This window comes from Paenibacillus monticola (assembly GCF_009664975.1).
GTDB lineage: Bacteria > Bacillota > Bacilli > Paenibacillales > Paenibacillaceae > Paenibacillus_AQ > Paenibacillus_AQ monticola.
Window position 1 is genome coordinate 333,537 of the sequence record NZ_WJXB01000004.1, and the last position, 22,775, is coordinate 356,311.

The following is a 22,775-nucleotide window of genomic DNA, read 5'->3' on the forward strand; positions in this document are numbered from 1 at the left end:
GATGTAGTGGAATATGATCACTATGCTCAATACATAACATCTTTATCGGCAGAAATCTCAATTCTTAACAATAAAAGCGCAATCCTAGACAAAATGACGGAATTTCACGAGAGCTATTTTACTATTTGTCTAGTGTGAGTCCGAAGAGCAAAGTGTAACATGTTAGTTAATACTACATCGAAGAAGAATATGTATCGAATAGCACTCATATATGTTATGTTATATAACATTAAACAATTTATTCGGGAATCGAGGAGGGCATAGGAATGTCATTATTAGCGACTGAAATTCCTGAAATACTACTGGAAAATGTTGAAATGCGCTATCAGACAGATACGGCTGATGTGCTTGCACTGCATAATGTGAGTCTTGATATCGCGAAGGGAGAGTTTGTCTCTCTGCTTGGTCCTTCCGGATGCGGCAAGACAACGCTGCTCAGACTGATGGCAGATCTTATAACGCCAACTGGCGGCAATATTACCGTGGCTGGTAAAAGCGCACGAGAAGCCAGGTTAGCTCAGAAATATGGGATTGTATTCCAGAGTCCGGTGTTATACGACTGGCGGAAGGTGAAGCATAATATCACTTTGCCGCTTGAACTTTTGGGTGTTAAGAAGTCTATCCGCGAGGACAAAGCAATGGAGCTATTGGAACTGGTTGGCTTGCAGGGCTTCGCGGACAAATATCCATGGCAGCTCAGCGGAGGTATGCAGCAGCGGGTAGCTATCGCCAGAGCGCTGTCGATGGAGCCGGAAATACTGCTAATGGATGAACCGTTCTCCGCGCTTGATGAATTTACACGTGAGCGCTTGAATGAAGAGCTGCTGTCTGTCTGGTCCAAGGTCAAGAGCACCATTGTATTTGTAACGCACAGTATTCCTGAATCCATTTTTCTATCAGATCGGGTCTTCGTGCTTTCCCCTCATCCGGGACGGCTGTCTGCAATTGTAGATATTCCTCTGCCGCGTCCGCGTACGGCGGAGATGAGAAACAGCCCGCAGTTTTTCGAACTGATCGCGCGTATTCGCGACAGCTTCGAAGGGGTGTGAGGATGAAGGGCAATAGTGTATTTTTGCGGGACCGTGTACTGCCGCTCTTCGTTTGGGTATTTGGACTGCTTGTGGTATGGGAGGCGGCGTCCTGGATGTTGCTGCATGTGGCGAAAGCCCCGCTGGCTCAGTCCAAGCTGCCTTATGTTCATGAAGTGATATCTACCCTGTGGAATTATGGGGGTACGCTGCTGAAGGAAGGGTCGGCCACCTTCGGGAATGCTGGGGTCGGGTTCTTAATCGGTGCAGCGGCTGGTGTTGTGCTAGCCGTGCTGATGAGTCTGTCCAAGACGATAGAACAGTTGACCTTTCCTTATGCTGTTGCCTCACAAATGATTCCGATACTCGGTCTTGCGCCAATCATTTACGGTATTGTGCGTGATGAGCAAATCTCGCGGGTTATTATCTCCGGCTATATCACGTTCTTCCCAGTTTCACTTAATATGCTGCGTGGTTTGCGCAGTGTCGATCTCTCCGCACTGGAATTAATGCACTCTTACGCTGCCAAACCTTGGGCAGTGTACTGGAAGCTGCGTTTTCCGGCTGCACTGCCTGGTCTGTTCAGCGGCCTCAAGATTGCTGCTCCTCTCGCTGTGACGGGTGCAATTCTGGTAGAACTCATGGGTGCACAGCATGGGATAGGTGTCATTATGCTGCGCAATCTCTACTATGGTCCTTCAAATACCTATATGTTCTGGTCTACGGTGATTGTAAGTGCTTTGCTCGGTATTGTGAGCTATGGTCTGATGACCTTAATAGAACGTCTGGTGGCACCTTGGCAGCCGGAATTCCGCCCGAAAGGAGGTAGCCACTAATGGAAAGCAACGCTGTAAGGGAACCCTCACTTCTAGCCGCTTCTGGTAAAGAGGTGCTCCAGACTCCTTCCGTAACGGTGAGGGAGAAGCGCCCTATGGAGCCTGGGCTTACCGCAGGCCCTGATAAACAAGGGAAAGCGCGGCGTCCCTTGAAATGGCTGAACACCGGTGTGATTTTACCTTTGCTCGCTGGTATTCTGTTTCTTGTCTTGTGGGAGCAGGAAATCTTTCATAAAATATTTGATCTGAAGAAATATCAGTTGCCTATACCGTCAGCGATAGTGGCGGCGATGAGAGAGAACTTCAGCTTACTGTTGTCCTTTACAGGCTACACGCTGACAGAAGCAGTACTGGGAATGCTGGTCGGTTCCGCCTGTGGTTTCCTGATTGCTTTGGCAGCTACAGCCTGGCCTCGTTGGGGTGGTGGCAGCCTGACGATGGTCGCGGCGCTAAACGCTGTACCTATCGTTGCGCTAGCCCCCATTATGAACTTGTGGTTCGGGGACGGAATTGGGTCGAGAGTAGCCATAGTGACTGCAACAACTATGGCTGCGATGGCAATTAATGCTTACAAAGGAATGGCGGCAGTTGATCCGCTAGCGCTTGACCTGATGCATTCCTACGCTGCGAATAAACCAGCGGTGTTCCGCTACTTGCGTATTCAGAACAGTCTGCCCTACGTGTTCACGGCATTGAAGATTAATGCTACAGCCAGTATGATCGGGGCCATTGTCGGAGAATTCTTCTTCTCTTCACGCGGTCTTGGGTATCTGCTCTCTAACTCCATTAAAGTAGCCAAGATGCCGCTCGGCTGGTCTTGCATCGTTCTAGCCGCTATCGCCGGAGTGATCTTCTACCTGATCGTGGAACGGCTGGAGAAAGTGTTCATTAAATGGCATCCTTCTCAACGGGCATAAATCCATAACGTTATTACATCCGGTCACAGTGGACAGGGAATAGAGAAACCTCCCACAGCCGTATGCATAGATCACCACGATGGTAACCATACTGTGCTTTCATCATTACACACTTAAACTTACGGTAGGGGGAGTTCGATTGAAGAACGGGAAAAAAAGAAATTTTCGTGGTGGGCTGTTGGCGGTAACAATGATATTGGTGGTCTCTTTGATGGCAGGTTGTGGAGGGAATAATAACAATTCGGCGGCTGAAACCACTGCTGCTCCGGCAGCAAATGCTACTACTGAACCTACTACGGCACCAACGACTGAACCTGCGGCTGATCCAGTGACGGTTAAGCTGCAACTGAAATGGGTGCCGCAGGCGCAATTCGCTGGTTATTTTGTCGCACAGGATAAAGGATATTACACAGAAGAAGGCCTTAATGTAGAAATCTTGCCCGGCGGTCCGGATATCGTGCCAGAACAACAGGTGGCAGGCGGATCTGCGGACATCGGTGTGGACTGGGTAGCGAGCTTGCTGACCAGCCAAGAACAAGAGATGCCGTTGGTACAGATCGCTCAGATCTTCCAAAAGAGTGGACTTGTCCTAGTTTCCAATAAAGATGCCGGTATAGCTACACCTGCTGACCTGAAGGACAAAAAAGTCGGCAACTGGATGGGTGGCAATGAGTTTGAAATCCTGGCGCTCTTTGATAAATACAAGTTGGACTCCAATAAAGATATCAAGTTTACAAAACAGGGCTTCACGATGGACCAGTTCCTGGGTGGCGACATTGATGTAGCTTCGGCAATGACCTATAACGAATATCAGATCATACTAGAGTCTGGTATCAAGGCTGAAGACCTGAATGTCATTGACATGAATGACGAAGGTGTAGCTATGTTGGAGGATAATCTGTTTGCCAATAAGGAATGGCTTGCTGCCAACAAAGAGACAGCTGCGAAGTTTGTCCGTGCATCCCTGAAAGGCTGGAAAGATGCTATCGCCGATCCGGCAGCGGCTGTAGACAGTGTGATGAAGCTGGCTGAAGCAGGTAGCACTACGAAAGAGCATCAGTTGACCATGATGAATGAAGTTGCCAAGTTGATTTTGCCAGAAGGCTTTGACAGTGCCAAGATGGGCTATACCGATGCTGCGGCATTTAAGCAGACTGCAGACATTGCGCTCCAGTTTGGTGTAATTAAAAAGGCTTCGAATGTGGATGAAGCCTATACGAATGAAATTGTAGAGATGGCGGCTAAATAAAGGGTTTTGCTCATATGCATAAGGGATGGCCGCCGGTTTTGGCGGTCATCTATTATAATCAGTCATTTCAGAAGTTTGGTGGCGTAACAGGCTTCTTAGAATAGAGAAAGAGGTGCGGACTATGTCCCTATTGGTGACGCAGACCGAAAGAGTTAAGAATTTCGTGAATGGAGTTTGGGTAGAGTCATCGTCTGGACGGGATGAGGAAGTGTTTAATCCGGCGACAGGCGAAGTGATCGCCTACGTACCCATCTCTAGCCGGGAAGAGTTAGATGCCGCGGTGGAGGTTGCTGCGCTGGCTTATCAATCTTGGAAAAGAATAGCCGTACCCCGGCGCGCACGTTATTTCTTCCAATATCAGCAGTTGTTGGTGCAGCACTGGAACGAGCTGGCAGAGTTGATTACGCTGGAGAACGGCAAAAGTCTGGAAGAAGCACAGGGCGAGGTGCTGCGTGGTATCGAATGTGTTGAATTTGCCGCAGGCATTCCTACTCTGATGATGGGCAGCCAACTGCCGGACATTGCCACCGGCGTTGAATCCGGGATGTACCGCTATCCCTTGGGTGTAATTGGTGGGATTGCACCGTTTAATTTCCCAATGATGGTGCCGTGCTGGATGTTTCCACTGGCTATTGCCTGCGGAAATACCTTTGTACTGAAGCCTTCAGAACGCACACCGCTCTTGGTGAATCGGCTGGCCGAACTATTCGCGGAGGCGGGTTTTCCGCCAGGTGTACTGAATGTAGTCCACGGGGCGCATGATGTTGTGAATGGAATGCTGGAGCATGAGGATGTGAAGGCCATCTCCTTTGTGGGCTCGCAGCCGGTTGCGGAGTATGTATATAAGCATGGGACGTCGCAGGGTAAACGTGTTCAAGCGTTGGCTGGAGCCAAGAATCATTCCATTGTACTTCCGGATGCTGATCTCGATAATGCGGTTAAGAACATTATTTCCGCCGCTTTCGGCTCTGCAGGTGAACGTTGTATGGCTTGTTCGGTGGTCGTTGTGCATGAGAATATCGCTGACGAACTCGTGAGTCGTCTGAAGTCTGCTGCAGATGAGCTCAAGATCGGCAACGGCATGGATAAAGGCGTGTTTCTCGGGCCGGTGATCCGTCAGTCCAATAAGGAACGCACACTTTCGTACATTGAGACAGGCGAACGTGAGGATGCTGTGCTGGTAAGGGATGGCAGGAAAGATGAGGCGGTAGCTGGAGCAGGTTATTTTATCGGGCCTACGATCTTCGATCAGGTACAGCCGGGGATGACGATTTGGCGTGATGAGATCTTCGCACCAGTGCTGGCGGTGATTCGAGTCAAGGATCTCGGTGAAGCAATTGCGGTAACGAATCTATCACCATTTGCAAACGGAGCATGTATCTATACAGACAGTGCCAAGGCCATCCGGGAATTCCGTGAGGAGATCGATGCGGGGATGTTGGGTGTGAATCTGGGTGTTCCTGCACCTATGGCTTTTTTTCCATTCTCTGGATACAAGAAATCGTTCTATGGGGATCTGCATGCTAATGGTCGTGATGGTGTTGAATTTTATACCCGCAAAAAGATGATTACTGCCCGTTACTAGGCAGACATAGGAGTTTGAGAGGAGAGAGAGTTATGCTCAACCTGGGGACGGATAGCGAACTTGCCATTAAGAAGGATCAGCAATATTTATGGCACAACATTACACCTTACAGTGAAGCCAATCCACCAATGATTGCCACTTCGGCAAGCGGCTCGTGGGTGACGGATATTAATGGAGATAAATTTTTGGATGGAATGTCAGGATTATGGTGTGTGAATGTCGGTTATGGCCGTAAGGAACTGGCGGAAGCGGCTTATAATCAGTTGCTGACCTTGCCGTATTTTCCACTGACACAGAGCCATCTGCCAGCGATCGCACTGGCGGAGAAGCTGAATGAGTGGCTGGGAGACGACTATGTGATCTTCTTCTCCAACAGCGGCTCGGAAGCGAATGAAGCAGCTTTCAAAATGGCACGCCAATATCAGCAGCAGATCGGCCAGCATTACCGGCACAAGTTCATTGCCCGCTACCGCGGCTATCACGGCAGTACGCTCGGTTCCCTGTCGGCAACAGGCCAGGCTCAGCGTAAATTTAAATACGAACCCCTCGCTGGCGGTTTTCTGCATGTAGCTCCACCAGACAGCTACCGCCGTCCGGCAGGCATGACTGTAGAAGAATTTAACCTCCAATGTGCGCAGACGATTGAGGATACGATTGTCTGGGAAGGCGTAGAAACGATGGCGGCAGTGATCATGGAACCTGTGATTACGGGCGGCGGTGTAATCGTCCCTCATCAAATCTATCTGGATCGGGTACAGGAAATCTGTACCAAACATGGTGTGCTGCTCATTATTGATGAAGTGATCTGCGGGTTCGGGCGCTCCGGGCGCAACTTCGGACACCATAATTACAATGTGAAGCCTGATATTGTGACCATGGCTAAAGGATTAACCAGTGCCTACCTCCCGCTGTCTGCAACTGCAGTTCGCAAGGATATTTATGAGGCTTTTAAGGATAACAGTGATGACTATGGTCACTTCCGTCATGTGAATACATTCGGGGGCAATCCGGCAGCATGTGCACTTGCTCTGCGCAACCTCGAAATTCTTGAGCAGGAGAATCTGGTGGAACGTGCGGATATCCTCGGTGAAAGAATATATAGTGAGTTCTCCGAACTACTTGACCATAAGCTGGTTGGCGATATTCGCCGCTTCGGCTTGGTGATTGGTATCGAGCTGGTTGAGGATAAAGTGAGCAAGAAGCCTGCTGACCTGAGCATAGTTAAAGGGATTATTGCCGAGTGTAAATCGAAGGGGCTGATCATCGGCAAGAATGGAGATACAGTAGCGGGCTTCAATAATGTACTTACCTTCGCTCCGCCGCTATCCTCCACCGATGAAGATGTGCAGTTTATCGTAGATACCTTTAAATCTGTGCTGAACGGGAGCTGGGCACAGTAGATTTCTCCGGGTATAGGAACTGATAGGCACGCAGTGCGACCTGGATGGAGATGCGGTTCTCGGGCAACATGAAGTCTTCGCCCAATAGTTCGGTAATTTTGTCCAACCGATAATAGAGGGATTGTCTGACGATGAACAGGTTCCGGGCCGCAATCTGCTTGGAGCCGTCATGGTCCAGATAGACACGCAGGGTGAGCATCAGCTCACTGCCTTTGGTTTGATCGTGATCGATCAGTGGGCCCAGGTAGCTGCGAATGAAGTTCTCCAGCGTTTTCCCGTCATTCAGGTTCAGCAACAGTTGAAAAACACCAAGCTCCTCGTAGAATAGCAAGGATTTCTGGTAACAAGAGTAGAGGGACAACGCTTGAACGGCTTCTTGATAACCGGCATAAGCGTGCTTGAGACCCCGCTGGGACTTGCTGACTCCGATGATGAGCTGCAGGTCCTTCAGTTTCTCATCAGAGCGAATATGCTGCAAGGAATCCAGGGCTTGTTGTAAGCGCAGCTTGCCTGGCAACTTGGACTGGATATCCAGCGCGATGACGGTCAAGCGGTTATTTTTCAATGTGATCAGCGGACGCAGGGAATATTTCTCGAAGATGGAACGCAGGATGAGCGACAGGTGAAAGGTGATGGACTCCCATTCGTTCTCTGAACTGTTCCATTTGACGTCACGGGGGTTCTCAATCTCAATAAGGCAGACACGGTAAGGTAGCTCATTTACAACATTGAAGTCAGGGCCGATCAAGCTCTTGAGTCGATTATCATCTTCAATCCGGCCGTTGATTAGCTCATCCACCCACAGATTCTCGGAAAAGAGCTTGCGCTCCTCCATATATCGCGTGCGCAGCAGTTCCTGGGCAATAGACAGAGAAGCGGAATCAAGCAGCATACAGTCGAACTCCTGTGGCTTGTGATTACAGACCATCAGGATATAGGCCCAAGTCTGATCCAGAGCACCTACAGGCTTCACGGCGATCGTCTTGTTTCCGTATTCACGGAAGTGAGGGGCGGCATCCGGTTGAACGCCTTCCATTTCTTCACTGAAGGAAGCGAAGAAATTTAGCAGTGGGCTTTGCTCCTCGGGCGAAATGGCCGGGAAGAACAGCGGTTTGCCTTGCAACTGCATGTAGACGATCTGCGTGCGGGTGCTTTTACACAATAATTGCAGTACTTTCAGTGTTCCTTGCGAGGTCAGCGTTAGACGATGGAATTCACGGGAGATGCTCTCCAGCTCCTGCAGCATCCGGTGATGGCGGTTAATGATGAGGGAATGCAGGTCAAGTGTGATGTCCACAAACCGCACGGTACGCGGGAATATTATCAGTGGGAAATCGTGGCTATTCGCCAGGTCGATCATTTCTTGTGGGACATCATTGAAATATGCACCTAGCTCAATGCATAGACAGGCAGCACTCTTATCGATCAGATTTTGCATAAATGCCAAAGAAGAGGGCAGATCCATACCTACACCAATTCCGGTAGTTAAGATCATCTCTTCTCCATGGATCAGACTTTCGAAGCTTGCACTCTCAAGCACATGAACCCAACGGATGGCCCGGTTCAGACCGCTTTTTCCTCCGACGACTTCCGATTCCGCAAACAGTGGTCTCTTCAGTGCATCGCGAATTGTAAATACTAGCTCCCAATCCATTGCTCTTCCCCCTCGCTCTTCGGTATTGCACAGGCGCCTTGGACTTATTCTATTCTCAGCCCATTCTCACACGTAAAAAATACTGTTTTGAAATTAGACAAAGTGTCTAGTGCAACGAAAATACGAATTGACTATAGTTTGAATATAATATGTCAGTATATATGACCTAAATGGATAGAGTTTAAATATATATTTGTGTTATTTCTTATATTACTACATTAATCCTTAGAAGTAAGTAATTTATTAAGGCAATTCTCGTAATAATGTTATATTATATAACATAACACGAACATGAGTATCTTGCCCAGAGGAGGGACAACGGATGGATCACACTTCTCCATTAACAACTTTTACACCAGATATGTTCATGCGTAACTTTGCTGAGGCTGAGCCGGGCTTGACCCGCAAAGGTGCAATCGAAGAGTCCAATCGCTGTTTGTATTGTTATGATGCTCCCTGCATTAAGGCTTGCCCAACCAGCATTAATATTCCTTCTTTTATAAAGCGGATTGCTACCGATAACATGAAAGGTTCAGCCCAGACCATTATGGACTCCAATCCCGTAGGTGCGAGTTGTGCACGTGTCTGTCCTACAGAGGAATTGTGCGAAGGAGCTTGTGTATTAAATGATGCTTCAGCACCGATCCAAATTGGACTGCTGCAGCGATATGCGACCGATTGGGCAATCAATAGTGGTGTGCAGCTATTTACAGCTGGTGTGTCTAATGGTAAAAAAGTTGCTATTATTGGTGGCGGCCCAGCCGGACTGTCCGCAGCAAGAGAACTGGCGCGTGAAGGTTTTGGAGTGGTGATCTATGAAGCGAAATCGCTGGCAGGAGGCCTTGATACGCATGGTATTGTGTCGTTCCGGCTGCCACAGTCGATCTCACTCTGGGAAGTAGAGCAGGTGGAGAAGCTGGGCGTTGAGATACGGACAGGTGTGAAGGTTGGTATTGATATCACTGTAGAAGAGCTGAAGGCTAACTATGATGCCATTGTACTGGCGGCCGGGATGGGTTATGTTCCTCCGATCGGTATCGAGGGCGAGAAGCTGGCAGGCGTGTACGACGCAATTGAGCTGGTAGAATCCACAAAGACAGGTATTCCAACCCTGGAGCTGATGGGTCAGCGGGTGGCTGTCATCGGTGCAGGCAACACGGCCATTGATGCGGCTACCTGTTCTGTAAGACTGGGAGCTGCTAATGTGAAGATGGTTTATCGCCGGACCCGTGAGGAGATGACGGCTTATGACTTCGAATATGAATTCGCTAAGCAGGATGGTGTGGAATTTAGCTGGCTTACCTTGCCGAAGCGTATCGTTGGCGACGAACTGGGCAATGTGACCGGATTGGAATGCGTACAGATGAAGCTGACTGGAGAGACCGGGAAGGATGGACGCCTTGTGCCGATGCCGGTAGAGGGTTCCGAGTTCATCATGCCGCTAGAGGCTGTTGTGGTAGCTATTGGGCAAAAGCGGCGCACCGATCTGATCGATGCTCTCGGCCTGAAGCATAACTGGGGTATCGTGGATATTGACGAAGCCACCTATAGAACCTCCGACCCGCAGATCTACGCTGCTGGCGATATTGTTTTTGGCTCCGGTAAAGGTGAAGCCATGGTGGTATCCGCTGCCCAGCAAGGCAAGGAAGCCGCTTATGCGATAGTTAAGCAATATTTGGGACAGCAGGATAGCGTTGTTGGATCAGCAGTCTAGGTAGTGAGATATAATAGGGAGGGAACATCAATGGCAGATTTGAGTATTAATCTCGCAGGAATCAAGTCACCCAATCCGTTCTGGCTGGCCTCGGCGCCACCTACCAATACAGGCTATCAAGTGCAGCGGGCATTCGAGGCCGGTTGGGGAGGCGCTGTATGGAAGACGCTCGGTGAACCGATCATTAATGTCTCTTCCCGTTTTGCAGCAGTACATTTCAATGGCCAGCGGGTAGCTGGATTCAATAATATTGAACTGATTACGGATCGCCCGCTCGAGGTGAACCTGAAGGAAATATACGAAACGAAGAAAAGATTTCCGAATCATGCGATTATCGCTTCTCTGATGGTGGAACCGACGCAGGAGAAATGGCATGAGATCGTCAAGCGTGTAGAAGCTATCGGTGTAGATGGGCTTGAGTTAAACTTTGGCTGTCCGCACGGTATGGCAGAGCGTGGAATGGGGGCGGCCTCCGGGCAGCAGCCCGATCTGGTCCAGGCGCAGACGACCTGGGTGAAGGAAGTGGCAACAACACCAGTTATTGTGAAGCTTACCCCGAACATTACGGATATTACAGTTGTGGCCCGGAGTGCTGTTCAAGGCGGTGCCGATGCGATCAGCATGATCAATACGATCAATAGTTTGGCGGGCGTTGATATTCACAGCTGGAATACGCTGCCTAATGTCGGAGGCCAAGGAGCGCATGGTGGATATTGTGGACCCGCCGTGAAGCCGATTGCGCTGAGTATGGTAGCCGAGTGTGCGCGCGATCTCGGTGTGGGCGTACCTATTTCTGGAATTGGCGGCATTTCCACTTGGCAGGATGTCGTTGAATTTATGCTGATGGGTGCCACCGGCATTCAGGTATGTACAGCGGTTATGCATCACGGTTTCCGGATTGTGGAGGAAATGATCGACGGGTTGAACAACTACCTGGATGATAAGGGCCTGGCCTCCGTGACGGAGCTGATCGGAAAGTCTGTGTCCAGATACTCCAATTGGGGTGATCTGGATCTTAACTATAAAGTGGTTGCGCGGATTAACGAGGAGAACTGCATCAACTGCAACAAATGCCATATCGCCTGCGAGGATGCTTCGCATCAATGTATAGATATGTTAACGAATGCCGACGGCAAAGCTATTTTGCAGGTGCGTGAAGAAGACTGTGTGGGTTGTAATCTTTGTTCTATTGTCTGTCCGGCTGAGGGTGCGATTGATATGATCCCGCTGGAAAATGGGGCTGCGCCGTTGACTTGGAATGAGCGTCAAAAGGTGATCAGCTCGTTGAATGGCTCCTACTCAGAAGCAGAGGTGGTGTAAGGATGAAGAAGATCATCAAGAACGGAATCATTGTTACCGCAGCAGACACTTATACAGGGGATGTAGCCCTAGAGAACGGTATTATTACAGAGATCGGTCTCAACCTGTTGGCTGAGGGTGCGGAGATTATTGATGCGTCTGGATGTTATGTATTTCCTGGAGGCATTGACCCGCATACGCATCTGGATATGCCTTTTGGCGGAACGGTTACAGCAGATGATTTCGAGACCGGGACCATTGCCGCTGCTTACGGGGGTACGACAACCGTTATTGATTTCTGTCTGACCACCAAAGGCCAGCCACTGCAGCAGGCGGTAGATACTTGGCATCATAAATCGCAGGATAAGGCTGTTATTGATTATAGCTTCCATCTTATGGTGTCCGAGCTGAATGATAAGGTGCTCGGGGAGCTTCCGCAGATCATTGAGAACGAAGGCATCACCTCACTCAAAGTGTTTATGGCCTATAAGAACACCTTTCAGGCCGATGACGGAACACTCTTTAAGACCCTGCAAGTCGCTAAAAGAGAAGGCGCACTGGTCATGGTGCATGCCGAGAACGGCGATGTGATTGAGTATTTGGTGGAGCAGGCTTTAGCTGCGGGCAATACTGACCCTATCTATCATGCGTTGACCCGCCCGCCGGAGCTAGAAGGCGAAGCTACTGGCCGGGCCGCCTATTTGACGGAGCTGACCGATTCGCAGCTCTATGTTGTGCATGTGACCTGTGCGGAAGCGGTAGGTAAGATTGCTGAAGCACGTAAAAAGGGACTGCGTATTTATGGCGAGACCTGTCCGCAATACTTGGTGCTGGATCAGACAGCACTGGAAAAACCGAATTTTGAGGGTGCTAAATATGTCTGGTCCCCGCCGCTGCGTGAGCAGTGGAATCAGGATGTGCTCTGGGACGCCTTATGGAGTGGAAGTCTGCAAACGATCGGCTCGGATCAGTGTTCTTTTAACTTCAAAGGGCAGAAGGATCTGGGGCTGGGCGATTTCTCCAAAATTCCGAACGGTGGACCGACCATTGAGGACCGGTTCAGCATTTTATATTCGGAAGGCGTGCAAAAGGGCCGGATTTCACTGAATAAATTCGTAGACATCATTTCAACCTCGAGCGCCAAACTATTTGGCCTGTTCCCGCAAAAAGGGACTATCGCTGTAGGCAGTGACGCTGACATTGTCATCTTTGATCCGTCTATAGAAAGAACCATTTCTGCCGAAAGCCATCATATGAACGTCGATTATAATGCCTTTGAAGGTTTCGAGGTCAAAGGTGAGCCAGTCTCCGTACTGAGCCGTGGTGAATTTGTGATCCGCAATAAGGAGTTCGTCGGCAAAGCAGGCTCTGGCAAATATCTGCAACGGAAACGGTTTGCAGCGGAGGCTCCGCGTCCGTCCAAAACAGCAATTAGTGGAGGAGTGGTCTAATGTCCGCATTCGCTGAGTTTGCCAAGGAACAGCAGGAAGTTGATGGGCTTTTGTTCAAAGGTTATACTATTGCCGGTATCCTGGAGGATCTGGACGGTGCCAGAATTAAGTTCGTTCGCGCCGAACCGGCGAAGAGTGCGGTGGAGCTTATGCTCCTTACTGCGGATGCACGGAAGTATGTGACCACACTTATTTTTGCCGGGCACGGAGTATCGGAGAAATAAAGGTCGGAACATCCATCTATCTATCTATTGTTACAAAGAAACGTCTGTCCCCCACAAAGGGTGACAGGCGTTTCTTCTTGATACCTAAAGCGATGTCGAGATATTCCACTCATACCCGCTCCAGAAACTCCTGCCGCAGGATGGACATTATTTGCAGGGATTCGAAGACTTTCCCTACCTTTATGCATTCGCGCAGTGTACCTTCAAGTCTAAAGCCAACACCTTCATATACGTGGCGTGCTCTAAGGTTATGATCCTTGACATCCAGCCACAGCCGATGCGTCTCGGTATGGACAAAGATCCAATCAATCAGTAACTGTAACGTCATGGTGCCGTAGCCACGCCCTTTGGACTGGATGACGATTCGTTTAATGTTGACGGTAAGATTAGGGTCCTGAAGCCCTGTTAGAATAATATATCCCATCTGTTCTCCTAAAGTCTCCTGAATAATGAAATGTAGGATGTCCCCGTCATCAATAGCAGCCGCATGCTGCTCCCTACTCCATTGACCAATAAAGCTGCGGTTAGCCTCACCCTGCTCAGCCACGAGCACAAAATCCAAATCCTGCTTGGTAGTGCTTCGTAAATCTAGACCCTCTGAATGGAGTATCATAATGCTCCTCTTTCTTAGACGTTTTATTACATATTATACGGATTCAAACCCAAATTACAGTTGAAGAATTTGAACAAATGAACAAAGAGATAAATACAAAGTCTGAATAGTTTTCATTTAAAACTGGCGGACTGTATAGACGCTATTTCACTTGATAGAGTGTGGGGAAAAAGGAAGCGGACTTAGGAGATGCTATTGAAGTAAAAACAGGTTCTTTTAGGAAGAAATTTAGGTAATAGCGTACGTGGAGTCCGTCAAACTCCCAAATAGTCTGATTTTGAGAAAATAAGGGCTTCTCAGTCTGGTCCCGGCTGTACTCTCTTTACGCCTTATCCATTCCGATGGAATAGCTGAATATAAGGATAATTTATGTTGTATAATTCTTATCTTATCAAAAAAAGCCGGCCAGTCACCTGGTCGGCTTTGCAAATGAGGTCTATTATAAAGGTTAGCGTTTAGGCTAAAGGGTTGTTAGGTAAATATTGTGAATAAGTTGAGACTGTTATTGAAGGAAGAATGGTCGTAGGTTCAGAAGGAATGGACGTAACGTCAGGTGAATATAAATAGACACTGCTGTTGGATATCGACGTTCTAATTCTTGTGAATTCATTGGCCAGACTAATCAGAGAAGAGGAAGCGAGGGTGTCCTCTTTGATACGCAGCTTGAAAGTTACTAGCGTCTGATCGACCGCTGGGATGAGGGCTTGCTTATTATTGGCCTCGACCTGAATATCGATTCCGCGCATACTGGTATTTTTTCCGAAATATATACTTCCGTCGACTGGACTGATGAAATTAAATTGAAATGAATTGTCAACCTCATTCCCCGCAGTGTAGCAGTCCTCTTTATAGCAGGAATGATGAAGATATTCGGTATTGTCGAATATATTGCTGTCATATTGAACTATGAAATTCAAATAACTGTAGCCATGGTCATTTGGTGAGAAATTTTTTAAATGAACCTGTACAGTTACTTCCTCTCCGGGGGTGTAAGCAGGTTTATCTGTAGTCACCTCAACGGACATGGCAGGAGGTGTGGTGTCTGCGGTTACCTCGTGTATTGTAGTGAACATGAGGGTAAGAAGCCTCGAACTTCTAAAATAATTTTTGAAACTAAATAATTTTATCATGTTACTACCTCCGTATAGTATGAATACAATCAGGTATGTAATCTTGTTGTCTATGTCTATAGTAACGGGTGTCACTGATAAATCGCTGATAAATGTCGAAGATTAGCAGAAAAAAAAGAATAAAAAGCCCGAAAAAGCCATGAAAACGGCTTGTAGGGCTTTTTTTAGACTTTTTTTATTTTAAATTAGGGGTTTGGTGCAACTATGTACCTAGCTGGCTATACTCTTCCAAAAACCGTTCTGGCAATTTCTCACCCAGCTCTGCCTCATAGATATCTCTGAACTGAGTAAACCTGCGCTGTGCTTTGAAGGGCTTTCCGATACTATAGTAAATAGAGATTAACTGCAGACAATATCCCTCTTCCAGTGGCTCCAGCTCAGCAAGGCGTATAGCATATTCTTCAGCCTCATAAGCACGCCCATGTTGCAGAAGACTTAATGTAAGCTGTTCCAATAGGTTGATGTAGAGTGTACGAAATTTGTCGCGGATGGAATAAAGCCACAAACTGTCATTGGATAGCAGAAGTTCTCCTGCATATAGAGCGGCTGCAGCCTGCAGTCCATCAGTGTGGTTGTCATGAAGGGCAGTCGTTGCAGCTTCTAGAAATATTTCGGTATCGCTTATAATTCCTCTGGACTCCAGTCGGTAGTTCTCTCTGTCAAAGATTAGCTCGATATTCTCACCAAGACTTGCATTCTTTAGTGTTTTACGGATCTGATAGACGGTAGTATGCAGGTATTGCTTGCCCTTCTCGTAATTCGATTGAGGGAATAAGTCATTTAGAATTACGCTTACATTGCCTTGTCTATGAATCCATAAGTAAGCGAATAATTCACCTGCTTTATGGGTACTCCACTTCACTACACCCTGAGGGCCGGTTAATTCATAACCTCCCATGAGTTGAAACTGGATCTTAGTATTTTGCTGCTCCACAGATTCGATCGGCAATCTCTTGGCTAAGAATTTAGTCCATGTCTTCAGCAGACGTGAGGGATCGACAGGCTTGAGCAAATAGTCTACAGCCGACAATTCAAAGGCTTCGACAGCATAATTCCGGTATGCACTAACAAATACAATGTCCGTTGCCGGAGAGAACGGAAGCAGCTTCTCGGCAAAAGCTAAGCCTGAAAGCTCAGGCATCTGGATATCCAGGAACAGAATATCCGGCTTCAGCTCAACTGCGGCTATAAAAGCCTCCCGTGGGTTGTTGTGTATATGAACGAAGGAGATCCCTTCACACCGCAGCAGCAATTCCTGCATTTGTTCAAGCGCAGGCCATTCATCATCTACTACCATTACTGTATAATTCAGGAGAGTTCACCCTTCCATGGAATTGTAATTTTTACCTCTATGCCGCCATTTTCCCCCCGGACAATCTGTAATGGCTGACCAAACTGCTTCAATAATCTGCGATTAATGTTCTTGAGACCAATTCCCGTCCCTTCCCCCTGAGTGGAAACATAGCCGTCCTTCATCAAGGAGGCCAGCTTGTCGTCGCTCATTCCTTTTCCGTTATCCGAAACCGTAATAACTGCCTGATCCCCCACCCGTCTAGTTGCCAGGGTCACCGTCCCACCGTCCATCTTCTCCATGAGGCCATGCCGAACCGCATTCTCGACAATAGGCTGGACGATTAATGGAGGTAGGGAGAACTCCGAAATTCCAATATCGTATTGAACCGTGAGTCTTTTTCCGAAGCGAGCTTGTTCCAGTGATAAATAGGCTTCAATCAACTCAAGCTCTTTCTCGAATGGGACAGCTGTCTCCTGATTGCCAAAATCGAAGCTTCCCCGCAGAAAATGACTAAGATCATAAAGTAATTGCCGTGTCTTATCGTTATCCCGTGAGCTCATCCAAATAATAGTATTGATCGCATTATAAAGAAAATGTGGTTTAATCTGTGCACGCAGCATGGAAATTTCGGAGTCGAGGCGATCGGATACGGATCTTCTCAACTGTACAAGTGTCTTGACCCGACCCTTAAGATCGCTCCAGGCATAGGGCTTATGAATAAAGTCATTGGCACCTGCGCTGAAGGCGGCCTCATTAAAGTGGAGCTGCTGTCCTGCCGTAGCCATAAGAATGGGCAGATCCAACGGACTATAGGTTCGACGGATGATCCGACATAACTCGAGACCAGACATCTCGGGCATCATGACATCCAGAATACAGAGGTCGAAATCACGCTCATCGGTGAGGATAGTAAGTGCCTCTTTGCCGCTTCTGGCACTTGAAATTAGATAATTCTCCAGGGATAGCAGGTTGGTTAATGCCTTCAAGTTGGCATAATCGTCATCTACAATGAGAATTCGTGGAGCATAGTAGCCCACGTCTTCAGTTCGTGTGACAGTAGCCGCGCTCTCTCCGAATGCTGCGCCATCGACTAGAGATTCAATGGGTGATTTTACCGGAGTTAGAAGCAGCTGGCGGTCTTCTGGCTCCTCCCAGTAGGTTCCCTTTTGTGAAAAAGGTATGGCAAAGGTAAAGCTGCTGCCCCGGCCTAAGGTGGAGGAGACCTTGATCGTACCTCCGTGCAATTCAATTAGCTTCCTCGTAATAGCAAGTCCAAGGCCGAGTCCGCCATTTTCCAGTGAATCGGCTTCATTGACCTGTTCATAGTCGCGAAAGATACTCTCCAGCCGCTCCTTCGGAATCCCTCGTCCGGTGTCTGTGACGGTAAGATGGACGTAATCATCAACCTGCTCGGCTTCGAATACTACGCTGCCGCGATCGGTGAATTTGAGTGCATTATCCAGCAGATTGTATAAGACCTGCATTAGCCGGTGTTCGTCCGCCTCGACAATGAAGACGCCAGGGGGGATGTGGTTTTTAATGCGTATCTCACCTTTTTTGTTCAGAAATTGAAAGACCTCAATCACGATGTTGACGACACTTTGAATATCAATCGGTTTCCAGTAAAGCTTGATGCGCTGTCCTCGAATCTGCTCATAATCCAGAATGTCCCGAACCAGAAAGGCAAGCCGTCTTCCGGTACCTAGAATGAGCCTAATGTCTTCACGTTGCGACGAGCTCATAGCGGGGCTAGAGCCTTCAAACAATGATAATGAAATATTAATAATTGCATTTAGCGGAGTACGCAGCTCATTTGAGATTTTGAGTAGGAACTCATCCTTGTCTTTATCCTTGCGCTCCAATTGCTGTGACAATTCCTTTATGGTTTCATAGGCATGGGCGTGGCGGGTAGAAATAAACAAGCCTTGGGTCAAGACGAAAATCGGAGCTGCCACAGGTAAGGTTGAATATAGATTAGTGCCATAGGCTAGGTTGGCAAATAAGGAAAATGAAAATTCGCCTATAGCGATGATACTTATGAGCAGATATGAGGAGCCTATTTCTTTGTGCAGAACGGCCCGGATCATCACGTAAATGGCGTACCCTATGGGCAGCATGTTAAGAGCAAGAAGATAATCCAATGGCTGTGAGTAATAGTGCATTTGGCTAACTAAGGTAAAGATGCCAAAGATTAAGGAAGTACCAATTATGATTCTCAGCACCCAACGGGAGTACAGCTTAGGGAATAGGGAATATATATAGCTCGAAAGCGAATAGTATCCAATAAGGGTTGAGAAAATTTGCAGTTTACTGAACCATTCATAGGAGATCGTTGGAATAAGGTTAAAAAGCAGCTTTTCACTATGTGTGATCAGATACACTGCGAAAGAGAAACAGAACAATGCAAGCTCTAAAGAGGAACGGTCTTCTTTACGCTGTAGACCCTGGCCTAAGAAATAAAAGCCTATGAAGGCAAAACCGGATAAACGGATCGTATCGTATGTTCTGTTCCGCTGTTCTAGACGCAGGATAGCTTTTGAGGTCCCGACCTGAATGGAGTTGGCAATACCTCCATTTGTATAAGTGAAATTGGAGGCTTGGATAACAATTTCGGCTCTTCCTGCGGGAGCTTTAAACTGGACGATGTAAGGAGCATTCTGAGGATTGGCAGTTTGGCGGGATAATCCCGGCTGACCGCTTCTTCCAAGCCGCTCTCCATTAACATAGACAATACTTGCCGTACGGATGCTGCTCACTTTGAGTGCGTAGTCTTGGGCTCCTGAAGGCAGTATAACGAGAAGCTTATAAGTGGCAGCTCCATACCTGGGATATTCTTCACCATGTGGGAGAGAGGACCAAACTGCGGGTACGGGAATATATTTGATATCCTGTTTGGCCGCAGAGTTAATGGAGGAAGGGGTCAACAGCTGATTCCAATAGAACTCCCATTTTCCGTCCAAATTGACGTTCAGAGAATCATCGAAGGGACATCCAGTCAGGTCTATTATACCTGGGTTATTACGGGAACAGGCTGCGGCTGAACTGCGCAGTAGAGGCAGCAGCAAGGTAACGGCAAGCAAGCAAATACAAACCAAGCCAAAGCTCCGTTTAGCCAGCATTCTATAATCGAAGAATTTCATAGAGACCTCTCTTTGGTGATGCTCAACCGTTAAATTTTGTTAGTATTCATCATAGCCTTCGCAGCTTCAGCTTGTCTAGGCTTATTACAGCTTCAGCTTCAAGCTTTGGATAAAAAACTATTGTATAATCGAGTTTAGATGTTAAGAATTTGGAACCAGATGGGGAGAACACCAAGCTATGTACCTTTTAGATGTAATGTCATGGCTGACTGAGGACAAGCTGCGGCACATGCTGGAACAATATCGTTCTCTTGGACCGCTTCCTGGTATCGGGCTGGCTTTTATGAAATCTTTTGTGCCACCACTGCCAACTATCGCTATTGTGGGTTTAAACGCAGCTGTGTATGGATTATGGCTGGGGTTTCTGTACTCTTGGATCGGCCTGTTAGCCGGTTGTGTAACCACCTTCCTGATTATCCGCAAAATAGCCTCCCACCCGTATCTACGGAAATGGGCCATGCGGCCAAAGGTTGCCAAAAGCATGACCTGGGTACGCCAGAGTGGCTTTAGCTATGTTTTTCTGCTCAGCCTTTTTCCGGTGGGGCCGTTTGTGGTCATTAATATGGCTGCTGGACTTGCTGGAATGAAGTTGCGTTCTTATTTAATTGCTCTGTTTGCAGGCAAAGCCATCATGGTATTCGCAGTTTCGTATATTGGGAATGATGTTGAACGGTTTATCCGCCACCCGGGTGAAGTGATCTATGTGCTGCTGTTTATTGGATTGTCACTTTGGGGAGTTAAGGCCATAGAGGCCCGCTTCGCCAAAGCAGCAGAGGACACTGAAAAAGTTAATCTGTAATGGTCGGAAATTTTGAGGAAGAGGTGTTTTATGAAATATCGTAAGCTCGGAAGTACAGGGATGGATGTATCGGTTATTGGTCTGGGTACTTGGCAGTTTGGTGGCGAGTGGGGTAAGGATTTTACGCAAGTAGAAGTGGATGCCATGCTGGACAAGGCGGGGGAGCTAGGTATTAATCTGTTGGATACTGCAGAGTGTTATGGGGATCATCTGTCAGAGAGATTCATCGGCAACTATCTGGCCCGGCGAAAGCGCGCAGACTGGAAGGTGGCGACGAAGTTCGGACACCATTTCGAGGGCCACCTGCTGCGCGGGCAGCTGTGGAGTGCGGCAGATGTATTAAAGCAGCTGGATGATTCCTTGCGTGCACTCCAGAGCGAATATATAGATCTGTATCAATTCCACTCTGGAACGGATAATGAGTTCAACAATGACAAACTATGGAGCATGCTGGATAGACAAGTTCAGGCCGGCAAGATCCGGCATTTGGGAGTGTCCATTAGTGCCTCCAATGATGGAGTATTTCAGACCGGTTCGGCGCCTGATGTCAAGGCAGAGGCGATACAGGTAGTCTATAACCGGCTGGATCGTAAGCCGGAGGAGAATATCTTTCCGCTGTGCATCGAGCATAACTTGGGAGTGCTGGCTCGTGTACCCCTGGCGAGCGGTTATTTAAGTGGCAAGTATAAGCCAGATGCTGTCTTCCAGCCGGGTGATGTGCGAGCTAACCATAACGCTGATACGAGAAACAAGCAGTTGAAGGCTGTGGCTGAGATTGCTGCTAATGAGGTGCCGCGTGATATTCCTATGGCACAATGGGCGCTGGCCTGGTGCCTTCAGCATGCTGCAGTAACCAGTGTAATTCCGGGCTGCAAAAATGTAGAGCAGGTCATCTCCAACGCTGAGGCTGCTGATTGGGTAGGGAATCTCTAGAAAGTGAACATACGGCGAACCTGTGCTTCGGTCTCATCCGTGCTGCGCGTATGAACCCAGCTATTGGTTGAGGCATTATAACAATAATCTTGTTGCCATTCATTAATATGACTGATAATGCTACGGACGGCCTCTAGAATCCGTTCCACTTCTTTGTTAGTCATAATCGGATGAAGTGAGAGGCGGACCCATCCCGGCTTTAGGGATTGGTTACCGGCATTTAGTGCTTCTACGAAGCGTGAGGAGAACTCTGGACTAAGGCCCAGCAGATGATGGCCGTATGGACCAGCGCAAGAGCAGCCTCCGCGGGCCTGAATACCGAAACGGTCATTCAGCAGCTTGACCGCCAGGTTGTAATGGATATTATGCAGGTTGAAAGATACAATTCCGTGACGGCGAGTGTGACTTCCTGCCAATAGCGATAGACCGGGTATCTTGCGGAGACCCCTTAATAATGCCTGGCATAGCTCCTGCTCACGGAGCACCATATAGTGTCCAACCCCATTCATTTGCTCTTTCAGATTCAGGCATAGGGCAGTTCGAAAGGCTTGCATAAAGCCAGGGGTCCCTCCATCCTCACGGATCTCAACAGTATCTATGTAGCGGCGTCCACCCCAGGGGTTTACCCATACCACTGTACCTCCACCAGGTTCATCGGGTAGTTGATTTCGGCAAAGGGCAGTATCCAGTACAAGGATTCCACCTGTACCTGGACCACCGAGGAACTTATGCGGAGAGAAGAATATGGCATCCAGCTTCTCCAGTGGTGAAGCTGGATGCATGTCAATAGGTTCATAGGGAGCGCTGGCGGCGAAATCGACAAAGCAAACCCCACCATGCCTGTGCATGGCTGCAGCCAGCTTCGGATAAGGAGTTTGAATCCCGGTGACGTTGGAGCAGGCGGTAAACGAGCCGATCTTAAAGCGGCGGTGCCGATAGGCTAACAGCAAAGTCTCCAACTGTGTAACATCTATATTTCCCTCCGCATCGGGGGGTACGGTGACAACATCGCCCAACCCTTCCTGCCAAGGCAGCAGATTGGAATGATGCTCCATGTGGCTGATGAAGATTACCGGACGATCTTCTGCAGAGGCAGCTTGATCGTCCGGCAGCCATTCTGGCAGCTTTAAGCCCAATAAACGCTGCAGCTTGTTCACGGCTCCGGTGGTCCCGTTGCCGCAAAAGAGCAATGCGTCCTGCGGCTCGGCATTGACATGCTTTTTGATAATACGGCGTGCTTCGGCGTAAGCCAAGGTCATGGTTAGTCCAGTAGTATTGGATTCTGTATGCGGATTGCTGACATAAGGGCCGAAGCTCTCCTGCAATCTGCGCTCAATCGGCTCATATAAGCGTCCACTTGCCGTCCAATCCGCATACAGCAGCGGTTGTCTGCCATAGGGAGTGGTAATATATTGGCCGATGCCGATGGTATGTTCACGAAAAGTTTCAAAGTGCTCTTGCAGTGAAGCTGGCGTCTCTTCTGAAAAGGCGCGGTTGATACTCAGCACG

At 48.3% G+C, this 22,775-nt stretch carries 18 protein-coding genes; 12 read left to right on the forward strand and 6 right to left on the reverse strand.

Annotated elements, in window-relative coordinates:
• The first annotated feature begins 266 nt into the window (after positions 1–266).
• From GJB61_RS14180 to GJB61_RS14205, 6 genes are all read left to right on the forward strand, one after another.
• On the forward strand, positions 267–1,049 hold the full coding sequence (locus GJB61_RS14180; protein ID WP_154119149.1) for an ABC transporter ATP-binding protein: 783 nt from the start codon (positions 267–269) through the stop codon (positions 1,047–1,049).
• A gap of 2 nt (positions 1,050–1,051) precedes the next feature.
• Positions 1,052–1,864 (forward strand): ABC transporter permease, encoded by an 813-nt coding sequence (locus tag GJB61_RS14185; RefSeq protein WP_154119150.1) that lies wholly within the window; start codon positions 1,052–1,054, stop codon positions 1,862–1,864.
• Entirely contained in the window at positions 1,864–2,781 is a 918-nt protein-coding gene (locus GJB61_RS14190) for an ABC transporter permease (protein ID WP_154119151.1), read from the forward strand. Before GJB61_RS14185 ends, GJB61_RS14190 begins: the two co-directional genes overlap by 1 nt.
• A 139-nt stretch (positions 2,782–2,920) precedes the next feature.
• Positions 2,921–4,030, forward strand: a complete 1,110-nt coding sequence (locus tag GJB61_RS14195; protein ID WP_229521683.1) for an ABC transporter substrate-binding protein — start codon at positions 2,921–2,923, stop codon at positions 4,028–4,030.
• 121 nt (positions 4,031–4,151) lie between these two features.
• On the forward strand, positions 4,152–5,615 hold the full coding sequence (locus tag GJB61_RS14200; protein WP_154119152.1) for a CoA-acylating methylmalonate-semialdehyde dehydrogenase: 1,464 nt from the start codon (positions 4,152–4,154) through the stop codon (positions 5,613–5,615).
• 32 nt (positions 5,616–5,647) lie between these two features.
• Positions 5,648–7,015, forward strand: coding sequence for an aspartate aminotransferase family protein (locus GJB61_RS14205; RefSeq protein WP_154119153.1), 1,368 nt, complete (start codon positions 5,648–5,650; stop codon positions 7,013–7,015).
• On the opposite strand, the gene GJB61_RS14210 is transcribed toward GJB61_RS14205, so the two are convergent.
• A complete protein-coding gene (locus GJB61_RS14210) occupies positions 6,981–8,669 on the reverse strand; it encodes a PucR family transcriptional regulator (protein ID WP_154119154.1) in 1,689 nt (562 codons plus the stop codon). The genes GJB61_RS14205 and GJB61_RS14210 overlap by 35 nt on opposite strands.
• Positions 8,670–8,991: 322 nt before the next feature.
• On the opposite strand from GJB61_RS14210, the gene GJB61_RS14215 reads away from it, so the two are divergent.
• Genes GJB61_RS14215 through GJB61_RS14230 form a run of 4 tightly spaced genes read left to right on the forward strand, consistent with a single transcriptional unit; the run spans position 8,992 to position 13,357 of the window.
• Entirely contained in the window at positions 8,992–10,383 is a 1,392-nt protein-coding gene (locus GJB61_RS14215; protein ID WP_154119155.1) for an NAD(P)-dependent oxidoreductase, read from the forward strand.
• A 30-nt stretch (positions 10,384–10,413) separates the two neighbouring features.
• Positions 10,414–11,703 carry an NAD-dependent dihydropyrimidine dehydrogenase subunit PreA gene (gene preA / locus GJB61_RS14220; protein WP_154119156.1) on the forward strand — a complete coding sequence of 430 codons (1,290 nt, stop codon included), beginning with the start codon at positions 10,414–10,416 and terminating at the stop codon, positions 11,701–11,703.
• Positions 11,704–11,705: 2 nt separating this feature from the next.
• Complete coding sequence (hydA, locus tag GJB61_RS14225; RefSeq protein WP_154119157.1) at positions 11,706–13,133, forward strand: dihydropyrimidinase; 1,428 nt, start codon at positions 11,706–11,708, stop codon at positions 13,131–13,133.
• Complete coding sequence (locus GJB61_RS14230) at positions 13,133–13,357, forward strand: hypothetical protein (RefSeq protein ID WP_154119158.1); 225 nt, start codon at positions 13,133–13,135, stop codon at positions 13,355–13,357. The genes hydA and GJB61_RS14230 overlap by 1 nt, the downstream gene beginning before the upstream one ends.
• 109 nt (positions 13,358–13,466) lie before the next feature.
• Here GJB61_RS14230 and GJB61_RS14235 read toward each other — a convergent pair whose 3' ends face one another.
• The 4 genes from GJB61_RS14235 to GJB61_RS14250 all read right to left on the reverse strand — a co-directional run bounded on the left by GJB61_RS14235 (position 13,467) and on the right by GJB61_RS14250 (position 19,534).
• Positions 13,467–13,970, reverse strand: a complete 504-nt coding sequence (locus GJB61_RS14235) for a GNAT family N-acetyltransferase (RefSeq protein ID WP_154119159.1) — start codon at positions 13,968–13,970, stop codon at positions 13,467–13,469.
• A 455-nt stretch (positions 13,971–14,425) separates the two neighbouring features.
• Positions 14,426–15,100 (reverse strand): hypothetical protein, encoded by a 675-nt coding sequence (locus GJB61_RS14240; protein ID WP_154119160.1) that lies wholly within the window; start codon positions 15,098–15,100, stop codon positions 14,426–14,428.
• Between the two features lie 202 nt (positions 15,101–15,302).
• Positions 15,303–16,397, reverse strand: coding sequence for a response regulator (locus GJB61_RS14245; RefSeq protein WP_154119161.1), 1,095 nt, complete (start codon positions 16,395–16,397; stop codon positions 15,303–15,305).
• Positions 16,398–16,408: 11 nt separating this feature from the next.
• Complete coding sequence (locus GJB61_RS14250; protein WP_154119162.1) at positions 16,409–19,534, reverse strand: ATP-binding protein; 3,126 nt, start codon at positions 19,532–19,534, stop codon at positions 16,409–16,411.
• Positions 19,535–19,712: 178 nt separating this feature from the next.
• Here GJB61_RS14250 and GJB61_RS14255 point away from each other — a divergent pair, with 178 nt between their 5' ends.
• Positions 19,713–20,333, forward strand: a complete 621-nt coding sequence (locus GJB61_RS14255; protein WP_154119163.1) for a TVP38/TMEM64 family protein — start codon at positions 19,713–19,715, stop codon at positions 20,331–20,333.
• Between the two features lie 30 nt (positions 20,334–20,363).
• The gene (locus GJB61_RS14260) at positions 20,364–21,266 is read left to right on the forward strand and encodes an aldo/keto reductase (RefSeq protein WP_154119164.1); all 903 of its coding nucleotides are present in this window, start codon (positions 20,364–20,366) and stop codon (positions 21,264–21,266) included.
• Here the strand turns inward: GJB61_RS14260 and GJB61_RS14265 are convergent.
• A complete protein-coding gene (locus tag GJB61_RS14265; RefSeq protein ID WP_338115813.1) occupies positions 21,263–22,774 on the reverse strand; it encodes an aminotransferase class V-fold PLP-dependent enzyme in 1,512 nt (503 codons plus the stop codon). The genes GJB61_RS14260 and GJB61_RS14265 overlap by 4 nt on opposite strands.
• Position 22,775 lies beyond the last annotated feature (1 nt).